Annotated in this window: 14 protein-coding genes and 1 pseudogene; 8 read left to right on the top strand and 7 right to left on the bottom strand. The window is 60.3% G+C overall.

Annotated features, from left to right (window positions below; genetic code table 11):
- Nucleotides 1–2: 2 nt before the first annotated feature.
- The 3 genes from CIB54_RS02370 to CIB54_RS02360 form a co-directional block, all read right to left on the bottom strand.
- The gene (locus CIB54_RS02370; protein WP_198557179.1) at nucleotides 3–2948 is read right to left on the bottom strand and encodes an amino acid adenylation domain-containing protein; all 2946 of its coding nucleotides are present in this window, start codon (nucleotides 2946–2948) and stop codon (nucleotides 3–5) included.
- Between the two features lie 72 nt (nucleotides 2949–3020).
- Nucleotides 3021–3845 (bottom strand): SDR family oxidoreductase, encoded by an 825-nt coding sequence (locus CIB54_RS02365; RefSeq protein WP_101218430.1) that lies wholly within the window; start codon nucleotides 3843–3845, stop codon nucleotides 3021–3023.
- On the bottom strand, nucleotides 3832–4563 hold the full coding sequence (locus tag CIB54_RS02360; RefSeq protein ID WP_065949751.1) for a thioesterase II family protein: 732 nt from the start codon (nucleotides 4561–4563) through the stop codon (nucleotides 3832–3834). The genes CIB54_RS02365 and CIB54_RS02360 overlap by 14 nt, the downstream gene beginning before the upstream one ends.
- 645 nt (nucleotides 4564–5208) lie before the next feature.
- Here CIB54_RS02360 and CIB54_RS02355 point away from each other — a divergent pair.
- The 5 genes from CIB54_RS02355 to CIB54_RS02335 are packed head-to-tail and all read left to right on the top strand — an operon-like array spanning nucleotide 5209 to nucleotide 10019.
- Complete coding sequence (locus CIB54_RS02355; protein WP_232790518.1) at nucleotides 5209–6588, top strand: iron-containing redox enzyme family protein; 1380 nt, start codon at nucleotides 5209–5211, stop codon at nucleotides 6586–6588.
- A gap of 11 nt (nucleotides 6589–6599) precedes the next feature.
- Nucleotides 6600–6914, top strand: a complete 315-nt coding sequence (locus CIB54_RS02350; protein WP_065949752.1) for a Rieske 2Fe-2S domain-containing protein — start codon at nucleotides 6600–6602, stop codon at nucleotides 6912–6914.
- Between the two features lie 5 nt (nucleotides 6915–6919).
- Nucleotides 6920–8101 (top strand): MFS transporter, encoded by a 1182-nt coding sequence (locus tag CIB54_RS02345; protein ID WP_065949753.1) that lies wholly within the window; start codon nucleotides 6920–6922, stop codon nucleotides 8099–8101.
- 3 nt (nucleotides 8102–8104) lie between these two features.
- Nucleotides 8105–9331, top strand: coding sequence for an ATP-grasp domain-containing protein (locus tag CIB54_RS02340; RefSeq protein WP_065949754.1), 1227 nt, complete (start codon nucleotides 8105–8107; stop codon nucleotides 9329–9331).
- A 4-nt stretch (nucleotides 9332–9335) separates the two neighbouring features.
- On the top strand, nucleotides 9336–10019 hold the full coding sequence (locus tag CIB54_RS02335; RefSeq protein ID WP_065949755.1) for a phenylalanine--tRNA ligase beta subunit-related protein: 684 nt from the start codon (nucleotides 9336–9338) through the stop codon (nucleotides 10017–10019).
- 36 nt (nucleotides 10020–10055) lie between these two features.
- Here the strand turns inward: CIB54_RS02335 and CIB54_RS02330 are convergent, their stop codons facing one another.
- The 4 genes from CIB54_RS02330 to CIB54_RS02315 form a co-directional block, all read right to left on the bottom strand.
- Nucleotides 10056–10472 carry an Lrp/AsnC family transcriptional regulator gene (locus CIB54_RS02330; protein WP_065949756.1) on the bottom strand — a complete coding sequence of 139 codons (417 nt, stop codon included), beginning with the start codon at nucleotides 10470–10472 and terminating at the stop codon, nucleotides 10056–10058.
- A gap of 81 nt (nucleotides 10473–10553) precedes the next feature.
- Nucleotides 10554–11414 (bottom strand): carboxylate/amino acid/amine transporter, encoded by an 861-nt coding sequence (locus CIB54_RS02325; protein WP_065949757.1) that lies wholly within the window; start codon nucleotides 11412–11414, stop codon nucleotides 10554–10556.
- Nucleotides 11415–11617: 203 nt separating this feature from the next.
- Entirely contained in the window at nucleotides 11618–12217 is a 600-nt protein-coding gene (locus CIB54_RS02320; protein ID WP_065949758.1) for an FMN-dependent NADH-azoreductase, read from the bottom strand.
- Nucleotides 12218–12367: 150 nt separating this feature from the next.
- Nucleotides 12368–12682 (bottom strand): 3-phosphoglycerate kinase, encoded by a 315-nt coding sequence (locus CIB54_RS02315; protein ID WP_065949759.1) that lies wholly within the window; start codon nucleotides 12680–12682, stop codon nucleotides 12368–12370.
- A 49-nt stretch (nucleotides 12683–12731) separates the two neighbouring features.
- Between CIB54_RS02315 and CIB54_RS02310 the strand changes: the two genes are divergently transcribed.
- The 3 genes and pseudogenes from CIB54_RS02310 (at nucleotide 12732) to CIB54_RS02300 (ending at nucleotide 14510) form a co-directional block, all read left to right on the top strand.
- Nucleotides 12732–13655: a LysR family transcriptional regulator gene (locus tag CIB54_RS02310; protein WP_065949760.1), complete on the top strand. Its 924-nt coding sequence runs from the start codon at nucleotides 12732–12734 to the stop codon at nucleotides 13653–13655.
- A 63-nt stretch (nucleotides 13656–13718) separates the two neighbouring features.
- Nucleotides 13719–13943: pseudogene (locus CIB54_RS02305) on the top strand (alpha/beta fold hydrolase); the annotation flags it as partial.
- Between the two features lie 3 nt (nucleotides 13944–13946).
- A complete protein-coding gene (locus CIB54_RS02300; RefSeq protein ID WP_065949761.1) occupies nucleotides 13947–14510 on the top strand; it encodes a peptidylprolyl isomerase in 564 nt (187 codons plus the stop codon).
- Nucleotide 14511 lies beyond the last annotated feature (1 nt).

Below are 14511 nucleotides of genomic sequence, written 5' to 3'. Positions count from 1 at the left end.
CATCACACCCCCGCAGTCGAGGGCTCACCCTCGGCGGCCTGCAGAAACGCCACGAGGTTGCGCACGGTCTGCTGGATGTAGATCTCGCGCATTGGAATCGAAGGCAACTGTTGCTCACGCAACAGAGCATCGATACGCACCGCGTACAGGGAGTTGCCCCCCAGCTCGAAGAAGTTGTCGTCCAGCGCCACCGGAACGCCGAGCACCGTCTCCCAGATCGCCACCAGGGCCTGGGTCACGTCATCCCCCACCACGCCTGCTTTCTTGCTCGGCGCAGCGGCGAGCCCTTGCAGGGCCGGTGCCGGCAAGGCCCGTGCATCGAGCTTGCCATTGGCGGTCAGGGGCAGCACATCCAGCACGGTGAAGGTCGCCGGCAGCATGTACTCCGGCAGGAACTTGCCGGCATGCTGGCGCACCTCCTGCACGCTGCCGCCGTTGAGCACGATGTAGGCGTCCAGTCGCGCCGATGCCGCATCCCCTGGCTTACCCTGATTGAGCACCACCGCAGCGGCGACCACCGCGTTGACTTGCAGCAGCACCGAGCGGATCTCATCCAGTTCGATACGAAAACCACGCAATTTGATCTGGCTGTCCAGGCGGCCAAGGTGCTCCAGCCGCCCATCCGGACGCAGGCGCCCCTTGTCACCGCTGCGATAGAGTCGGCCAATGTGGGCCGGCCCCTCGATAAAACGCTCGGCGGTCAGTTGCGGCTGGTTCAGGTAGTGCAGCGCTACCCCGGCACCGGCCACACAGATCTCGCCACTCACGCCTGGCGGCAGCAAGCGGCCCGCCTCGTCCATGATGTAAACGTGCCAGCCGTCCACGGGTCGTCCCACCGAGCGAGTGGCCTGGAGCGCCTCGCGACGGGTGATGGTTTGCGCCGTGACATGCACCGTGGTTTCGGTGATACCGAACATGTTCACCATCCGGCATACAGACTCGGGGTGACGGTCGAACCAGCGCACCAGCATCCTGGCATCCAGAGGTTCGCCGCCAAACACCACCAGGCGCAGCGCCAGGGCCTCGTCGCTGTGCTCGTCGGCGTCGATCAATTGCGAAAAAGCCGACGGGGTCTGATTCAGCACCGTGACCCGCTCACGCACCAACAATTGGTGAAACTCCCGGGCCGACCGGGAGACCCAATACGGCACTACCACCAGATGCGCGCCGGTCAGCAGGCAGCCCCACATTTCCCAGACGGAGAAATCAAACGCACTGGAGTGGAACAGTGTCCAGGTATCGGAGGCGGACAGCTTGAAGTCGTCCTGCGTGCCGATGAGCAGGCTGAGCAGGTTGCAGTGGCGGACCACCACACCTTTGGGCTTGCCGGTGGAACCGGAGGTGTAGATGACATAAGCAGGCGCCTGCGAGTCGCCGGTGTGCACAGGCGCGACGGGCGGATAATCAACGCTGCGCTCGACAATTGCCTGCACAGAGAGCAACCGGACCGGGCCTGGGAACTGCGCCTGGCTGCTGACGACCAGGCCGATGCGTGCATTGTCCACGGTGTAGGCCAGCCTTTCGGCCGGGTACGCCGGGTCCAGCGGTACATAGGTTGCACCGGCCTTGAGCAGCGCGAGCAGCATGACCACCAGCTCCAGGGAGCGCTCCAGGCAGACGCCGACCAGATCCCCCTGCGCGACGCCTTCGGCGCGCAAAACATGGGCCCACTGGCTGCTCTGCTGGTCCAGCATTTCATAGGTGAGGCGCTGCCCTTCAAACGACAGCGCCAGCGCCTGGGGACGCAGGCGCGCCTGCTCGGCAAAGCGCTGCTCGATGCGCGGCAGCGGGTCTTCAGCCTGGACGGTGCGGCCCAGTGAACCGACCTGCAGCGCATGGGTGTCGCTGAGCAGGCACAGGCTGTTTACCTGGGCCTCGGGCAGCTCGAGCACTTGCTGATGAACATGCACCAGTGACCGCGCAAAGTGCCGGATAACCTCGTCATTGAACGACTGGCAATGGTAGGCGCACTCAAGATAGGCCTCGCCCTGGGCATTCTGGTCACGCACGAACAGCAGCGAATACAAGCGGCTCAAGGACGACTGGTAGTCGCTGAGGGGCGCCAGGTCTGCCTCGGGATCGCGGGCAATCATGGCCGCCACAAAAGCCTTGAGCGGCCCGGCCGGCGCGTCCTCCAGACGCGCCAGTTGCGTCGCGACAGTGGCCTGCAAAGCGGCACACGTGCCCTGCGCCTCAATCGGCACATGCACCAGCCGCTCGTAGGCGCCCATGGCGAAAGGTGGGCGCTGGTCGTCCTGCACCAGCGTCGCGATCTCGCAGGGCAACGCCTCGGCGTATTGGCCCAGGGTCACCGCCAACGCCGCCAGCCAACTGCTGGCGCTGCCGGTCTGCTGCGGCGTCAGAGGCAGTTGGAAACGTGACACCAGCGCCGCCTGGCCAGGCTCTCCCAGCGCCCATTCCGGTGCGGCAAAACGCTCTTCCTCCAAGCGTTGCACGTCGGGCAAGCCGGTGGCCTGCGTGAGCGCCAGCGGTTGCAGCGGCTGGTCGCCGCCACACAGCAAGGCATCCCCCAGCAGCAGCAACGAGCGCCGGTCCAGTTGGCCGCGACGCGCGATCAGGATCAGGTCGCACACGCTATCCTGGTATTCCAGCAACACTGCCCGCAACGCGGCAGGGCTCGACGGTGAAAGTGGCTGTCGCAACTGCGCCTCGGCCCGGCGCAACGCCAAGGCATCCCCGGACTGCGCGGCAACCGTTTCATGCCAGAGGGTGTAGGCCACCGGCGCCTCGTGCGTATTGCCATCGGACAAATAGCGGGCCACCACACGCGAATAATGCTGTTGAAGCTGCGTCACATCAGAAACGCCGCTGACCCTGTAACGCACACCGTGGCAATAGGCGCCATCGCGGCGCTTGGCGCCCACCAGGACGGAACGCTGAACAGACTGAGGCTCAGTCGCCACCGCAGTGCTAAGTAAACTATCCATTTTGAACCTGCCCTTATTGCTCTGGGGTCTGCACCACCGCGAGCCCTGCAAAGAGATGAAAGACGCCTGCCATCAGCGGGCAGTAAAACCGCCGTCGACCGCAATCACGCTGCCCGTCACCTGGCGCGCGTCGTCGGATGCCAGCCATATCGCTGTCGTGGCGATGCTCTGCGGCTCAATCAAGGCGTTCATCGGCTGGGCCTGGACGAAGATTTCTTCATGCTCGCCGGTGGGCACTTCGAGTGAACGTGCAATCTCCGACAGCATCCGGCCTTCCACCTTGGGATCGTCCCGTACCGAGCCTGGGCAGAGCGCGTTGACCCGCACCTTGAAGGGCGCGAAGTCCAGCGCCGCGGCCTTGGTCAAGCCGACAATGCCGTGCTTGGCACTGACGTAGCCGGCGAAATTGCGGTACCCCACCAAGCCCGCGGTGGAGGCGATATTGATGATGCTGCCGCTGCGCTGGGCCACCATGCAGTGCCCGACCGCCTTGATCATTCGCCAGGCGCCGGTCAGGTCAACGTCAATCATCAGTTGCCATTGTTCTTCGGAAATCTCATGGATCATCTGCCCGGACGGCGCGGCAATCCCGGCGTTGTTGACCAGCACATCAATCCGCCCAAAACGCTCCAGTGCCGTGGCGATCGCCGCGTCAATTTGCTCACCGCACCGCACATCGACTTGAGCCGTCAGCACCGAAACGCCGTGGTCGCGGCACAGCTGCGCGGTGTAGTCCAACTGGCTGAGCGTGCCCAACGCATAGGGGACGCCTTCGATATCCGCAGCCACGTCCAGCAACACCAGGTCGGCGCCCTGTTCAGCAAAATGCACCGCACACGCCCGCCCCAGCCCACGGGCCGCGCCAGTGATCACTGCAGTCTTGTCAACCAGCCGCATGAGCCGCCTCCGGTGTGACGCCCGCCAGGACGGTGTGGATCGCCTGCAAGACGGCCTCGGGGTTTTCGCTCAAATACATGTGCCCACCTTCGACCTCCAGGGCGGTAAAGCCGACGCTGGTGGCGCTGGCCCACTGCGCGGCCTGATCGCGAGTGACCAGGTCATCTTCCACGCCACGTATCGACAGCACAGGCACCGGCAACGGCTGGTCCGATTCCGGCAGGTAACCTTCATGCAGCTCGACGTCGGCGCGCAGGGACGGCAGCAGCATGGCGCGCATGTCCGGGTTGCTGAGCGCCGGATGGTTGTAACCGGCGAACGAGGCAACCTGCGCCAGGAACATGTCATCGCTCAGGCCGGTGGCCTTCGCCTCACGCGGGCACAGGGGGCCGGGCGAGCCGCTGACCACCAGATGCACAACCTTCACCGACGTGACTGCGCAGAGTTTGCGCGCCATTTCAAACGCCAGCACGGCCCCCATGCTGTGGCCGAAAATGACCACTTCGCTACGCCCTGCCAGCAGTTCGAGCACTTGCGCCAGGCTGCCCTCGATCGCCGCCTTGACCGACCGATAGGCCGGCTCGACGAAACGCCGCTCGCGGCCAGGCAATGTCACCGGTAACACCTCAAACCGCTCACCCGCCAACGCCTTCCAGGGTTGGAAAACAGAAGGACCGGCACCCGCAAACGGAAAACACAACAATGGAACTTTAGACATTTCGCACCTGGGTTATAAAGTTGAACTCAACAATTAAAATGACAACTTGCGGGCGATCCGAACTATCAGCCTTACCGCGCCAATAACTCCCCATCGACCCTGACAAACAGCAATAACCCACTCGCCGACGACTGACTGTCGGGCACACGTACGTCGACGTGCCTCACGGCCAGCCGATGAATGAGTTAACTAATAACGAAACGACTCGAATGAGCCGTCGAACCTGAAGTCCCAGGCAATGAGCGCGCGAAGTGCACACTCAATGACGGCCTGACCCCAGGTTTTTTTGCGCGTTCAAGGGTCGGTATCAGTACCTGTCGCAGCACGGCGCACGGCGCGGCGCTGACCTTCGGCCTCACCCAAATCAAATACGCCTTCTGTCTTCAACTGGCTGATACACATGACGTTTCTCCTGGATTCCTTTCCTGCTGCCGATTGACGGGCACCCGGGGCGTGCCTGAAAAAAGCCGACGAACATGTGTAGTCGTCGCCCTGAAAAAAATCAACTGACCCAACTGACAAAGAAGACTCCGCCTATGCGTTTAGTGAAATTCACTATCTACGCACCCGATTTTCAATCTGTTTTTAGAAAAACCAAATCTATAGCATCTGGGCATCGAACAAATCAGCCAAAAGGCACTTCTTATGTTATGGACAACTAAGCTGTCAGATGATGCGCCACACTTCGCACTCAGTTCGGATGCCGAGGCGCTTACGCACTACGGTGGTGCCCAGGCTTTTGCCCAGCCGCGCAGCTTTTATACCAACAGCCCTTTCCAGCGCCCTTCTCGGCCGCAGGATATTTCAGATGTAATTATCAGTACTCGCCTGACAAGCGACCAACTTTCAGACAGCCAGCATCTATTGGCGCAACGCTTGTTACTGAATATCTATGAGCAGGACCTGGTATTTCTGCCAAAACCGCCCATGGAACTCGATCTCAAGGCGTTCAAACAGTTCTACGACCCCGAGCACGCTGCCAGCGGCAAGAAGATCCGTCCGTTGCTCGAGCAATATCTGTACGACTGGCTCAAGCAAGAAGTGCATATCAACGGTTCGTGGTGCCTGGAGTCGTTTGTCGCCCACACCGACAAAGTCCTGGAGGAGGTCGCGCACTCCGAGTCCAAGTTGCACAAGGTACTGACCACCAGCCGCAACCCTGAACGTGCCGCGCGTTTCTTCATGACCCAATGCGCCGGCGATTTCCTCAGTGAAGCGTCGGCGATGGCGCGTAATGTGCTGGGCAACTGCGGTGTGTACACCAGCGAGTTGTTCAAGATCCTGATCGATGAATATGGCTACGGCGTCGATAAAAAGAAGCACAGCACCATTTTTGAAGACATGCTCAAAGACATGGGCATGTCTCATCATGTGCACCATTACTGGCAGTTCTACACCGCAGGTTCCTTGTCGCTGACCAACTACTTCCATTATGTGTCCGCCAACCACGGCGAGCTGTTCCGCTACATTGGCGCGATGTATTACACCGAGGCCACCCTGGCGCTCACCACCAAACACCAGTCGAGCGCCATCAAGGCCATTTTCGGCGACAGCGTCTCCACCGACTATTTCGATGAACATTCACACATCGATGTGCATCACGGAAGAATGGCCCTGCAGCGCCTCATCCTGCCCATGATCAAGCAATTTGGCAGCAAGATCATTCCTGACCTCGTCCGCGGTTTCGAAGAGTTCAGGTTGCTGCAGGACATCGCCGACGAAGAGCTTTACGCCCATATCAAATGGCATGACGAGCTGGATGAACACCGTGCACTGGCTGCCGCCCGAAACGGCCTGAAGCCGGTGGACCTGCGCATTACCGAGGCCGAGCACGAACTCTCGGTGCCGCACACCCACCCCAATGACGAGCTGTTCTGGGTTGAAACCGGCGAGCTGGATTTTGTCGCAAGCCCCGAACTCAGCGTGCGCCTGAAGGCCGGGGAAGGCGTGGTGATTCCCAAGGGCATGCTGCATGGCACCCGCGTCGTCAGCCCGTCCTGCACCTATACCGTCACGGCACTTTGAGTAGGCACCCCATGAAAGCTATCCGCCTGAACCTTACCGACGCCAACTACGTGGCCGTGGAAAACACCACCTATTTTCTCAAGCGTCACACCTATTCGACGCAGCTGCTGCCGACCACTTGCCCCCATCGCGGCGGCCCTTTGCACATGGGTGAAACCACAGGCGACGGGCAAAGTGTGATCTGCCCGTGGCACGACAACGCTTACAAGGTGTGCAACCTGGAAAAGAAGTCGCCACCCACCGTTCGCGTCAGGAACCAGTTCAGTACCGTCGTGGGTGACACCGAGCGGTGTGTGCCTTTACTCAAACTTTCTCGTTACGACTGACCCCTATGACCACTAAATCAACACTGACAGCGTTTTATTCGATCGTGACCCTGTTTACCGGCCTGGACATGGCGATTGTGATTGCCATGGTCTGGTTCGGCCTGGAAACCACCGGCTCGACATTCCTGGTGGGGGCTACGCTGTGCGTGGCGACCGTAGTGCCGTATGTGTGCGAACAATACATCGGCAAGTTTTTCACCATTGAACTGAGCATGAAACGCCTGCTGTACATCCGCCTGACCGCGTTCGCCGCCGTGCTTGGCCTGTCGTTCACGAACGCCGCCGTGTTGCCCATCGGCTTCCTGGCCATCGCGTTTGTGGTCGGTGTCACCGACTATTTCACCATCAGCACCCTCGAGTCGAAAAATACCAAGCTGGTGTTGGCCGGTGCGACCGACAGCGACACCTCGGCGCGGCTGATGCAAACGTCCATCCAGATCGGTGCCTTTGGCGGCGCGCTGCTGGGCGGGGTGATCGTGGACGTGTTTTCGGTCAGCCAGACCCTTCAGATCATCAGCCTGGCGGCGATTGTCTCGCTGGCGGCGATCCTTTTCGTGCAGGCCACGCCCAGCGCCGACACCGCCGAGCAGGCCAGCGACAGCCCTGTCGCCCAGGCACTGAACCTGCCGCGAAACCTTTACGTGCTGATCATCGTGTTAAGCATGATCGGGTTCCATATCGGCGCCTTCAACAGCCTGGTGCCGATCGTGTTCCAAAAGCTCAATGAGTGGAACGCCACCCTGTTCGGCGTGGCCAGCGGCCTGGCGGGCCTGGGTGCCTTCAGTGCGGCGGTGCTGCCACGTATCAAGCTCAACAGCTACAGCGCCATCGTGCTGGTGCTGCTGGCCGACGTGGCAATCGTGTATTTCCAGAACCTCTACGTGATGATGGCGGCCGCGTTCCTGCTGGGCTTTTGCATCAACAGCCTGCGCATCCAATTGCGTAAAAACCTGATCGAGTCGGCGCCCAACGCTCGGGTGGCCGACGTGATCGCTGCAAAAAGTTCGCTCTATTACCTGCTGGTCAGTGGTTCGGCGCCCATGATCCTGACGTTTTTTACCACCGCAGGATTTCTCGGGCTGGAAGGTGCGCGCGTGTTGATGATCGTCTCCGCCGGCCTGTTGGCCGCCGCCGTGCTGGCGTGGAACCTCACACCGGCGGTCCCGGCCACCGCGACCCTTGAATAAGGAATGCCTCAATTGCAAACCGTACTGATCGTCGACCCGTTCTCCACCGGCAAACTCTACGCCCCGTTGTTCAAGGCCCAGGGCGTGAAGTGTATCGCGGTGATATCCGCCGACACGTTGCCCAGGCACTTCACCGATGACCTGATCAGGGAAGATTTCGAACAGGTCTACCACTGGGAAGAGAGCCTGCTGGAAACCCTCGAGACGCTTTCATTGAGCGCGGTGATCGCAGGCTGCGAGACCGCGATCTATCTCACCGATTACCTCACCGAAGTGCTGCGTATTGCGGGCAACAGCCGCATCACCAGCGACCTGCGGCGCAACAAGTTTTCCATGCAGCAAGCGCTCAAGAAACACGGACTGGCAAACATTGCGTCGCAACTGTTGAGTTCGCCAACCCGCATCCGGGAAGTCGTCGACTCGTTGGAGGACGCGGCCACCTACGTGGTCAAGCCATTGAATTCGGCCGCCACCGAAGGCGTGGTATTCGCCCAGGGCAAGCACGAAGTGGAAACCGCCTTGAACAACGCGGCCTGGCGGCAGAAAAACGACCTTGGGGAGTTCAACCTCGGGTTTATCGTACAGCCGTTCGTGTCGGGCCCGGAGTACGTGGTGGACATGGTCGCCTTTGATGGCGAGTACACCATCGCCACGGTGTGCAAATACACCAAGATCCACAAAAACGGCAGCAAGTTTGTCTATGAAAGCCTGGACACCCTCGATCCGCAGGCGCAAGAGCTGCAACCTCTGATCGACTACGCGCGTCAGGCAGCGGCGGCCCTGAGCATCGAGATCGGGCCGATTCATATGGAAATCATCTGGTCCGACACCGGCCCGGTGATGATTGAAGCGGGCGGGCGTTTGCATGGCGGTATCGCCCCGCTGCTGTTCCAACAGGTGTACCAGCCGGACCTGTTATCGCTGGCCATCGACAGCTACCTCGGCCGGCCTCGCCCGCCGGCCGGTGCCGCACGCGAGATCAGCCATGGTCGTATCGGCTTTTTCTGTTCCGACGAACGCCGCACCTTTACCGCGCCTTCACCACAGGCGCTGCAGAGCGCAATGCTGGATGAAGCCTATTGCGGTCATCGCTTCTTCCTCAGCCCGGGCGATACCACGCCGGTCACGATCGACTTCGCCACCTGCCCGGGGCTGTTCTGGTTGCAGCACCCAAGCCTGCAACAGCTGGATGCCAGCACGCAACTTCTGCGCAATAAGCTATGGAGCTAAGGGCATGAAAAGTCGTTTGATCATTCAACAGTCAGCCCTGGACCTGGGCCTCAATAACGCGTGCGCCGCCGTTGTCGAAAACATCAGCGTGTCTGACGACCAGAGCTTCGTCAGTCTCTTGCAGAGCAACTTGAATCATGTGGCCTCACACCTCAATGAACTGGACGCCAATCCCGTTTACGAAGGGTTTGCCCGGCAGCTTGAAAAGCTCGGCTACACCAACACGGTCAGCGCCAACGAAAAACTGCTGCGGCGCTTCATCGCCAACGGTGTGCGCCCCATCAATAACGTCGTCGATGCCTATAACGCCGTGGCGATCCGACACGGCGTCAGCATAGGTGTACACACCTATCATCAGCGGGACGATATCCATGTCATGCGCTCGCCGGCACCGCGGGCCTTCCGCCCGTTGTTTGCCAAGAAGGACGTCATGATCCCCGCGGGCGACATCGTCTATACCTGCGGCGACGTGCCCTTGGCGAGCATCGGCAAAGTCGATGCCGATGCCCATGACTTCAGACTGACGAACGCATCGTCCAGCCTGCTGGTGGTGGTACTGGGGCATGACGACACCACGTTCGAATTCAACCAGACGGTCATCGCAGAATTCGTGGACACCCTGCGCCAGACAATGCCGGCCCTGAATCACTACTTTCTCGAAACCTTCCACGACCACGCGTCAGCCTGATCGGGCGCAGCTGCTGCCGTCGCGGACGGCAGCGGCCTAGCGCCAGGCCTTGAGCACCGGATTGACCACCACCTCATTCACATGCTCGATCTTGAGCAGGCTCTCCTTGAACACCATCAACTCTTCAAAATTGCGGTAGCGCACCTCGAGCATCATGTCCACGTCGCCAAACAATGAATAGGCCTGCACTACCTCGCGATACTGGTAGATCTTCGGAAACACCAGGTGGCAGCTGCTACCGTTGAGCTTGAGCATCAAAAATGCCGATTGCTGGGTCTCATCACCCTCAGCGACGTTGATGGTGAAGCGCAGGATGATGCCCTTTTCGATCAGTTTTTGAACCCGCGACTCCACGGCGGTTCGAGACTTGTGAACCTGGCGCGCCAGTTCCGCAAGGCTGACTCGGGAGTCGTCCTTCAAGGCAGCAATTATCAGCTCATCGACCTTGTCCACTCTGCCACCCCCACACTGTTCCTTTCGATAACACACTTTCATTACCGCTCACACATCACTGGCACCTTCAGGTCGCAGACTCTACGCCAGACGCGGCTTAATACCCAATCGACTGACCCACACCGCCCCCAGAATCACCAAACCGCCCAGGGCCAGCCTTCCCAGCGGCTCATGCTGGTTCCAGATCAGCAAGTTCAGCAGCAGCCCCACCGGCACATGCAGGTTGTTCATCACCGCGAGGGTGCCGCCATTGACCAGGCACGCCCCCTTGTTCCACCAGTACATGCCCAGCGCGGTACTGATCACCCCCAGGAACACCAGCACACCCCATTGCAGCGGCGCCTGGGGCAGGAAATCCGCCTTGCCGAACAGCAGGAACGCGGGCAACACCACCAGCAAGGCGCCCAGGTAGAAATAACCGAAGCGTCGGTAGTGCGGCTGATCGCTCGGATAGCGTGCCACCAGATGCTTGTACAGGACTTGCCCGGCGGCGTAGGTGAAATTGGCCAGTTGCAGCAGCACAAAGCCCATCAGGAAGTTCGGGGTGATCTGGTCGAAGCGAATCACCGCCGCCCCCGCCACCGCCACCAGTGCGGCGACCAGTGCCCAGGGATTGAACCTCCGGTTGAGCGCGTCTTCGATCAGGGTCACGTGCAACGGTGTAAGGATCGTGAACAGCAACACCTCCGGCACCGTCAGTACGCGAAAGCTCAGATATAGGCACACGTAGGTCACGCCGAACTGCAGCGCACCGATGACCAGCATGCCGCGCATGAATGCCGGTGCCACCGAGCGCCAGCGGGTCAGTGGAATAAAGATCAACCCGGCCAGTACCACACGCACCAGTACTGCGAAGTAGCTGTCGACGTGACCGGCGAGGTATTCGCCGATCAAGCTGAAGGAAAATGCCTGAATCAGGGTGACAACCAGTAGATAGCCCATGTGCGCCTCGTTTCGAATGGGCGCGACATTAAAGCTTTTCGATGCTTGAAGAAACTCGAGACAAAAAAAACCCGACCTCGCTGAAGCGGCAGTCGGGCAGGAGCACTCAGGAGCAAAAAGTGCAAAGGGAGGTTCGGTACGCGTACTTGAAGGGATTGCGTGGGGCTAGATAAACACCGGGGGATTATCTGGCGATTAAAGGATCAAGCCACCTGCGCGAGCAGGGCTTTGGCATGGTTGATACCTTTTTCCTGGAAATCACCGCTCAGGTTCACCCCTTCTGCATGAATGAAGGTGACGTCATGAATCCCGATAAAGGCCATGACCTGGCGCAGATACGGTTCCTGATGATCCGAGGCAGCACCGGTGTGAATGCCGCCACGGGCGGTGAGCACGATGGCGCGCTTGCCGGTCAGCAAACCCTGCGGCCCGGTGGCGGTGTATTTGAAGGTCACCCCGGCGCGCAACACATGGTCCAGCCAGGCCTTGAGGGTGCTGGGGATGGCGAAGTTGTACATCGGCGCCGCCATCACCAGCACGTCGGCGGCGAGCAGCTCGTCGGTCAATTCGTTGGAGCGATCCAGGGAAGCCTGTTCGACCGGGCTGCGCTGTTCGGCAGGTTTCATCCAGCCGCCCAGCAGGTTCGCGTCCAGGTGAGGCACCGGGTTGAGCGCCACGTCGCGCACGCTGATCTGATCGCCTGGGTGAATAGCCTGCCACTGGCTGATGAACTGCTGGGTGAGTTGGCGGGAAATCGAATCCTGCTGGCGGGCGCTGCTTTCGATGATCAGAACGTTGGACATGGCTATGTAGGCTCCATCGGTAAATGCTGTGAGTCGATGGAAAAAAGATTAACCATGGCCACTTCGATTAAAAAGCGCAAAAAACTGCTATAACCCATCTATAAATTTGTTTATAAGCGGAGTTTGCCTACAGTGCGCTCCGCGCTCGCTTTATTTCGGTGCGCACGCCAGGGCGATTCGCATCTTGATGATCGCGCGGTTGAACTTGACCGTGGTGTGGGTGCTTTTGCCTGCGGGTACGGTGACGGTGCGACGACGCGGCGCTTCCGGGCCGTTGGTAAAGATGACAGAACACAGCGCATCCTGGGTGCCGTAGTTATTGAGCTGAATCGAGCTGATATCGCCGTCAACATCGGACGCGGTGTAGTCGATGCTTACACCGTCGATCTTTTTCGTCACGTCGATGGGGTAGGCAAATGCGCTCATCGGCAGCAGCGCCAGCAACACACAACACAATTTTCTCATTCGGCAGTCTCCAATAAGGACCGCCAGCTTAGGACAAGAGGAGCTCATCTTGAAAGCGCCCCGCGTGACCCTTGATCAATGGCGCACGTTGCAGGCCGTGGTCGACCATGGCGGCTTCGCCCAGGCGGCCGAAGCGCTGCACCGTTCGCAGTCCTCGGTGAGCTACACCGTGGCGCGCATGCAGGACCAACTCGGCGTGCCGCTGCTGCGCATCGACGGACGCAAGGCGGTACTCACCGATGCGGGTGAAGTGCTGCTGCGCCGCTCGCGGCAACTGGTGAAGAATGCCAGTCAACTGGAAGATCTGGCCCACCATATGGAACAAGGCTGGGAGGCCGAAGTGCGGCTGGTCGTGGATGCGGCCTACCCCAACGCGCGCCTGGTACGCGCCCTGACCGCCTTCATGCCGCAGAGCCGAGGCTGCCGGGTACGCTTGCGCGAGGAGGTGTTGTCCGGGGTCGAGGAGCTCTTGATAGAAGGCGTGGCTGACCTGGCGATCTGCGGCTTCAGCATTCCCGGTTACCTGGGCACCGAAATGAGCGATGTGGAATTCATCGCCGTGGCCCATCCCGAGCATGCGCTGCACCGCATGAACCGCGAGTTGAGCTTCCAGGACCTGGAAAGCCAGATGCAGGTGGTCATCCGCGACTCCGGCCGCCAGCAACCGCGCGACGTGGGTTGGCTCGGCGCCGAACAGCGCTGGACCGTCGGCAGCCTGGCCACCGCCGCCGCGTTCGTGGGCAGCGGCCTGGGGTTTGCCTGGTTGCCCCGGCACATGATCGAACGCGAACTCGCCGAAGGCCTGCTCAAGCAACTGCCGCTGGAACAGGGCGGCAGCCGCCACCCCACGTTCTATTTGTATTCGAACAAGGACAAACCCCTGGGGCCGGCGACGCAGATTCTCGTGGAATTGCTGCGCACCTTTGATACCGCTGCGCTGGACGCGCCCTTCGCGGCCCCTCGGCAAGCCTGAAACGGAGTCCACCCATGAGCGGCGTTCAATCGCGCAAGCTCGACGCAATGTGGGCTGTGGCGACAGGAACAACGTTCCAGAATCGCCTGTCCAACCCAGGTCATCAACGCCGACCACGACGACTCACCCGTGGCGCAGAAAGAAAACTATGTAAAACTGCTGCCCAACGCGCGACTGGTGGTGTTTGAAAATGTCCACCACGCCACGCCCTTGGATCAACCCGAAGTCTTTGACGCCACCCTGCTCGATTTTCCAAAGACCGTCGACACCACTACCCAGGATCACTGACCCATGCTGAAAAAAATCGCCTTCCTTGCCGGTTCCGTTCTGTTCGCTGCCAACCTGATGGCGGCCGAGCCCGCCAAGGCGCCCCACGTATTGATCTCCACCACCAATGGCGACATTGAAATCGAACTCGACCCGGTCAAGGCGCCGATCAGCACCAAGAATTTCCTCGCCTATGTCGACAAGGGCTTCTACACCAACACGATTTTTCACCGTGTGATCCCGGGCTTCATGGTCCAGGGCGGCGGGTTTACCCAGCAAATGTCGCAAAAGCCGACCGAAGCACCGATCAAGAACGAAGCCAGCAACGGCCTGCATAACGTGCGCGGCACCTTGTCCATGGCCCGCACCAATGACCCGAACTCGGCCACCAGCCAGTTCTTCATCAACGTGGCCGACAATGCCTTCCTCGACCCGGGTCGCGATGCCGGTTACGCGGTATTCGCCAAGGTGGTCAAGGGCATGGACGTGGTCGATATCATCGTCAATTCCCAGACCACCACCAAGCAAGGCATGCAGAACGTGCCAATCGATCCTGTCCTGATCAAGTCGGCCAAGCGCATCGACTGAG

Source organism: Pseudomonas fluorescens (genome assembly GCF_002837185.1).
GTDB classification, from domain to species: Bacteria; Pseudomonadota; Gammaproteobacteria; order Pseudomonadales; family Pseudomonadaceae; genus Aquipseudomonas; species Aquipseudomonas fluorescens_AM.
The sequence above is the reverse complement of the archived record's forward strand: the minus strand, read 5'-3'. Positions and strand labels throughout refer to the sequence as shown.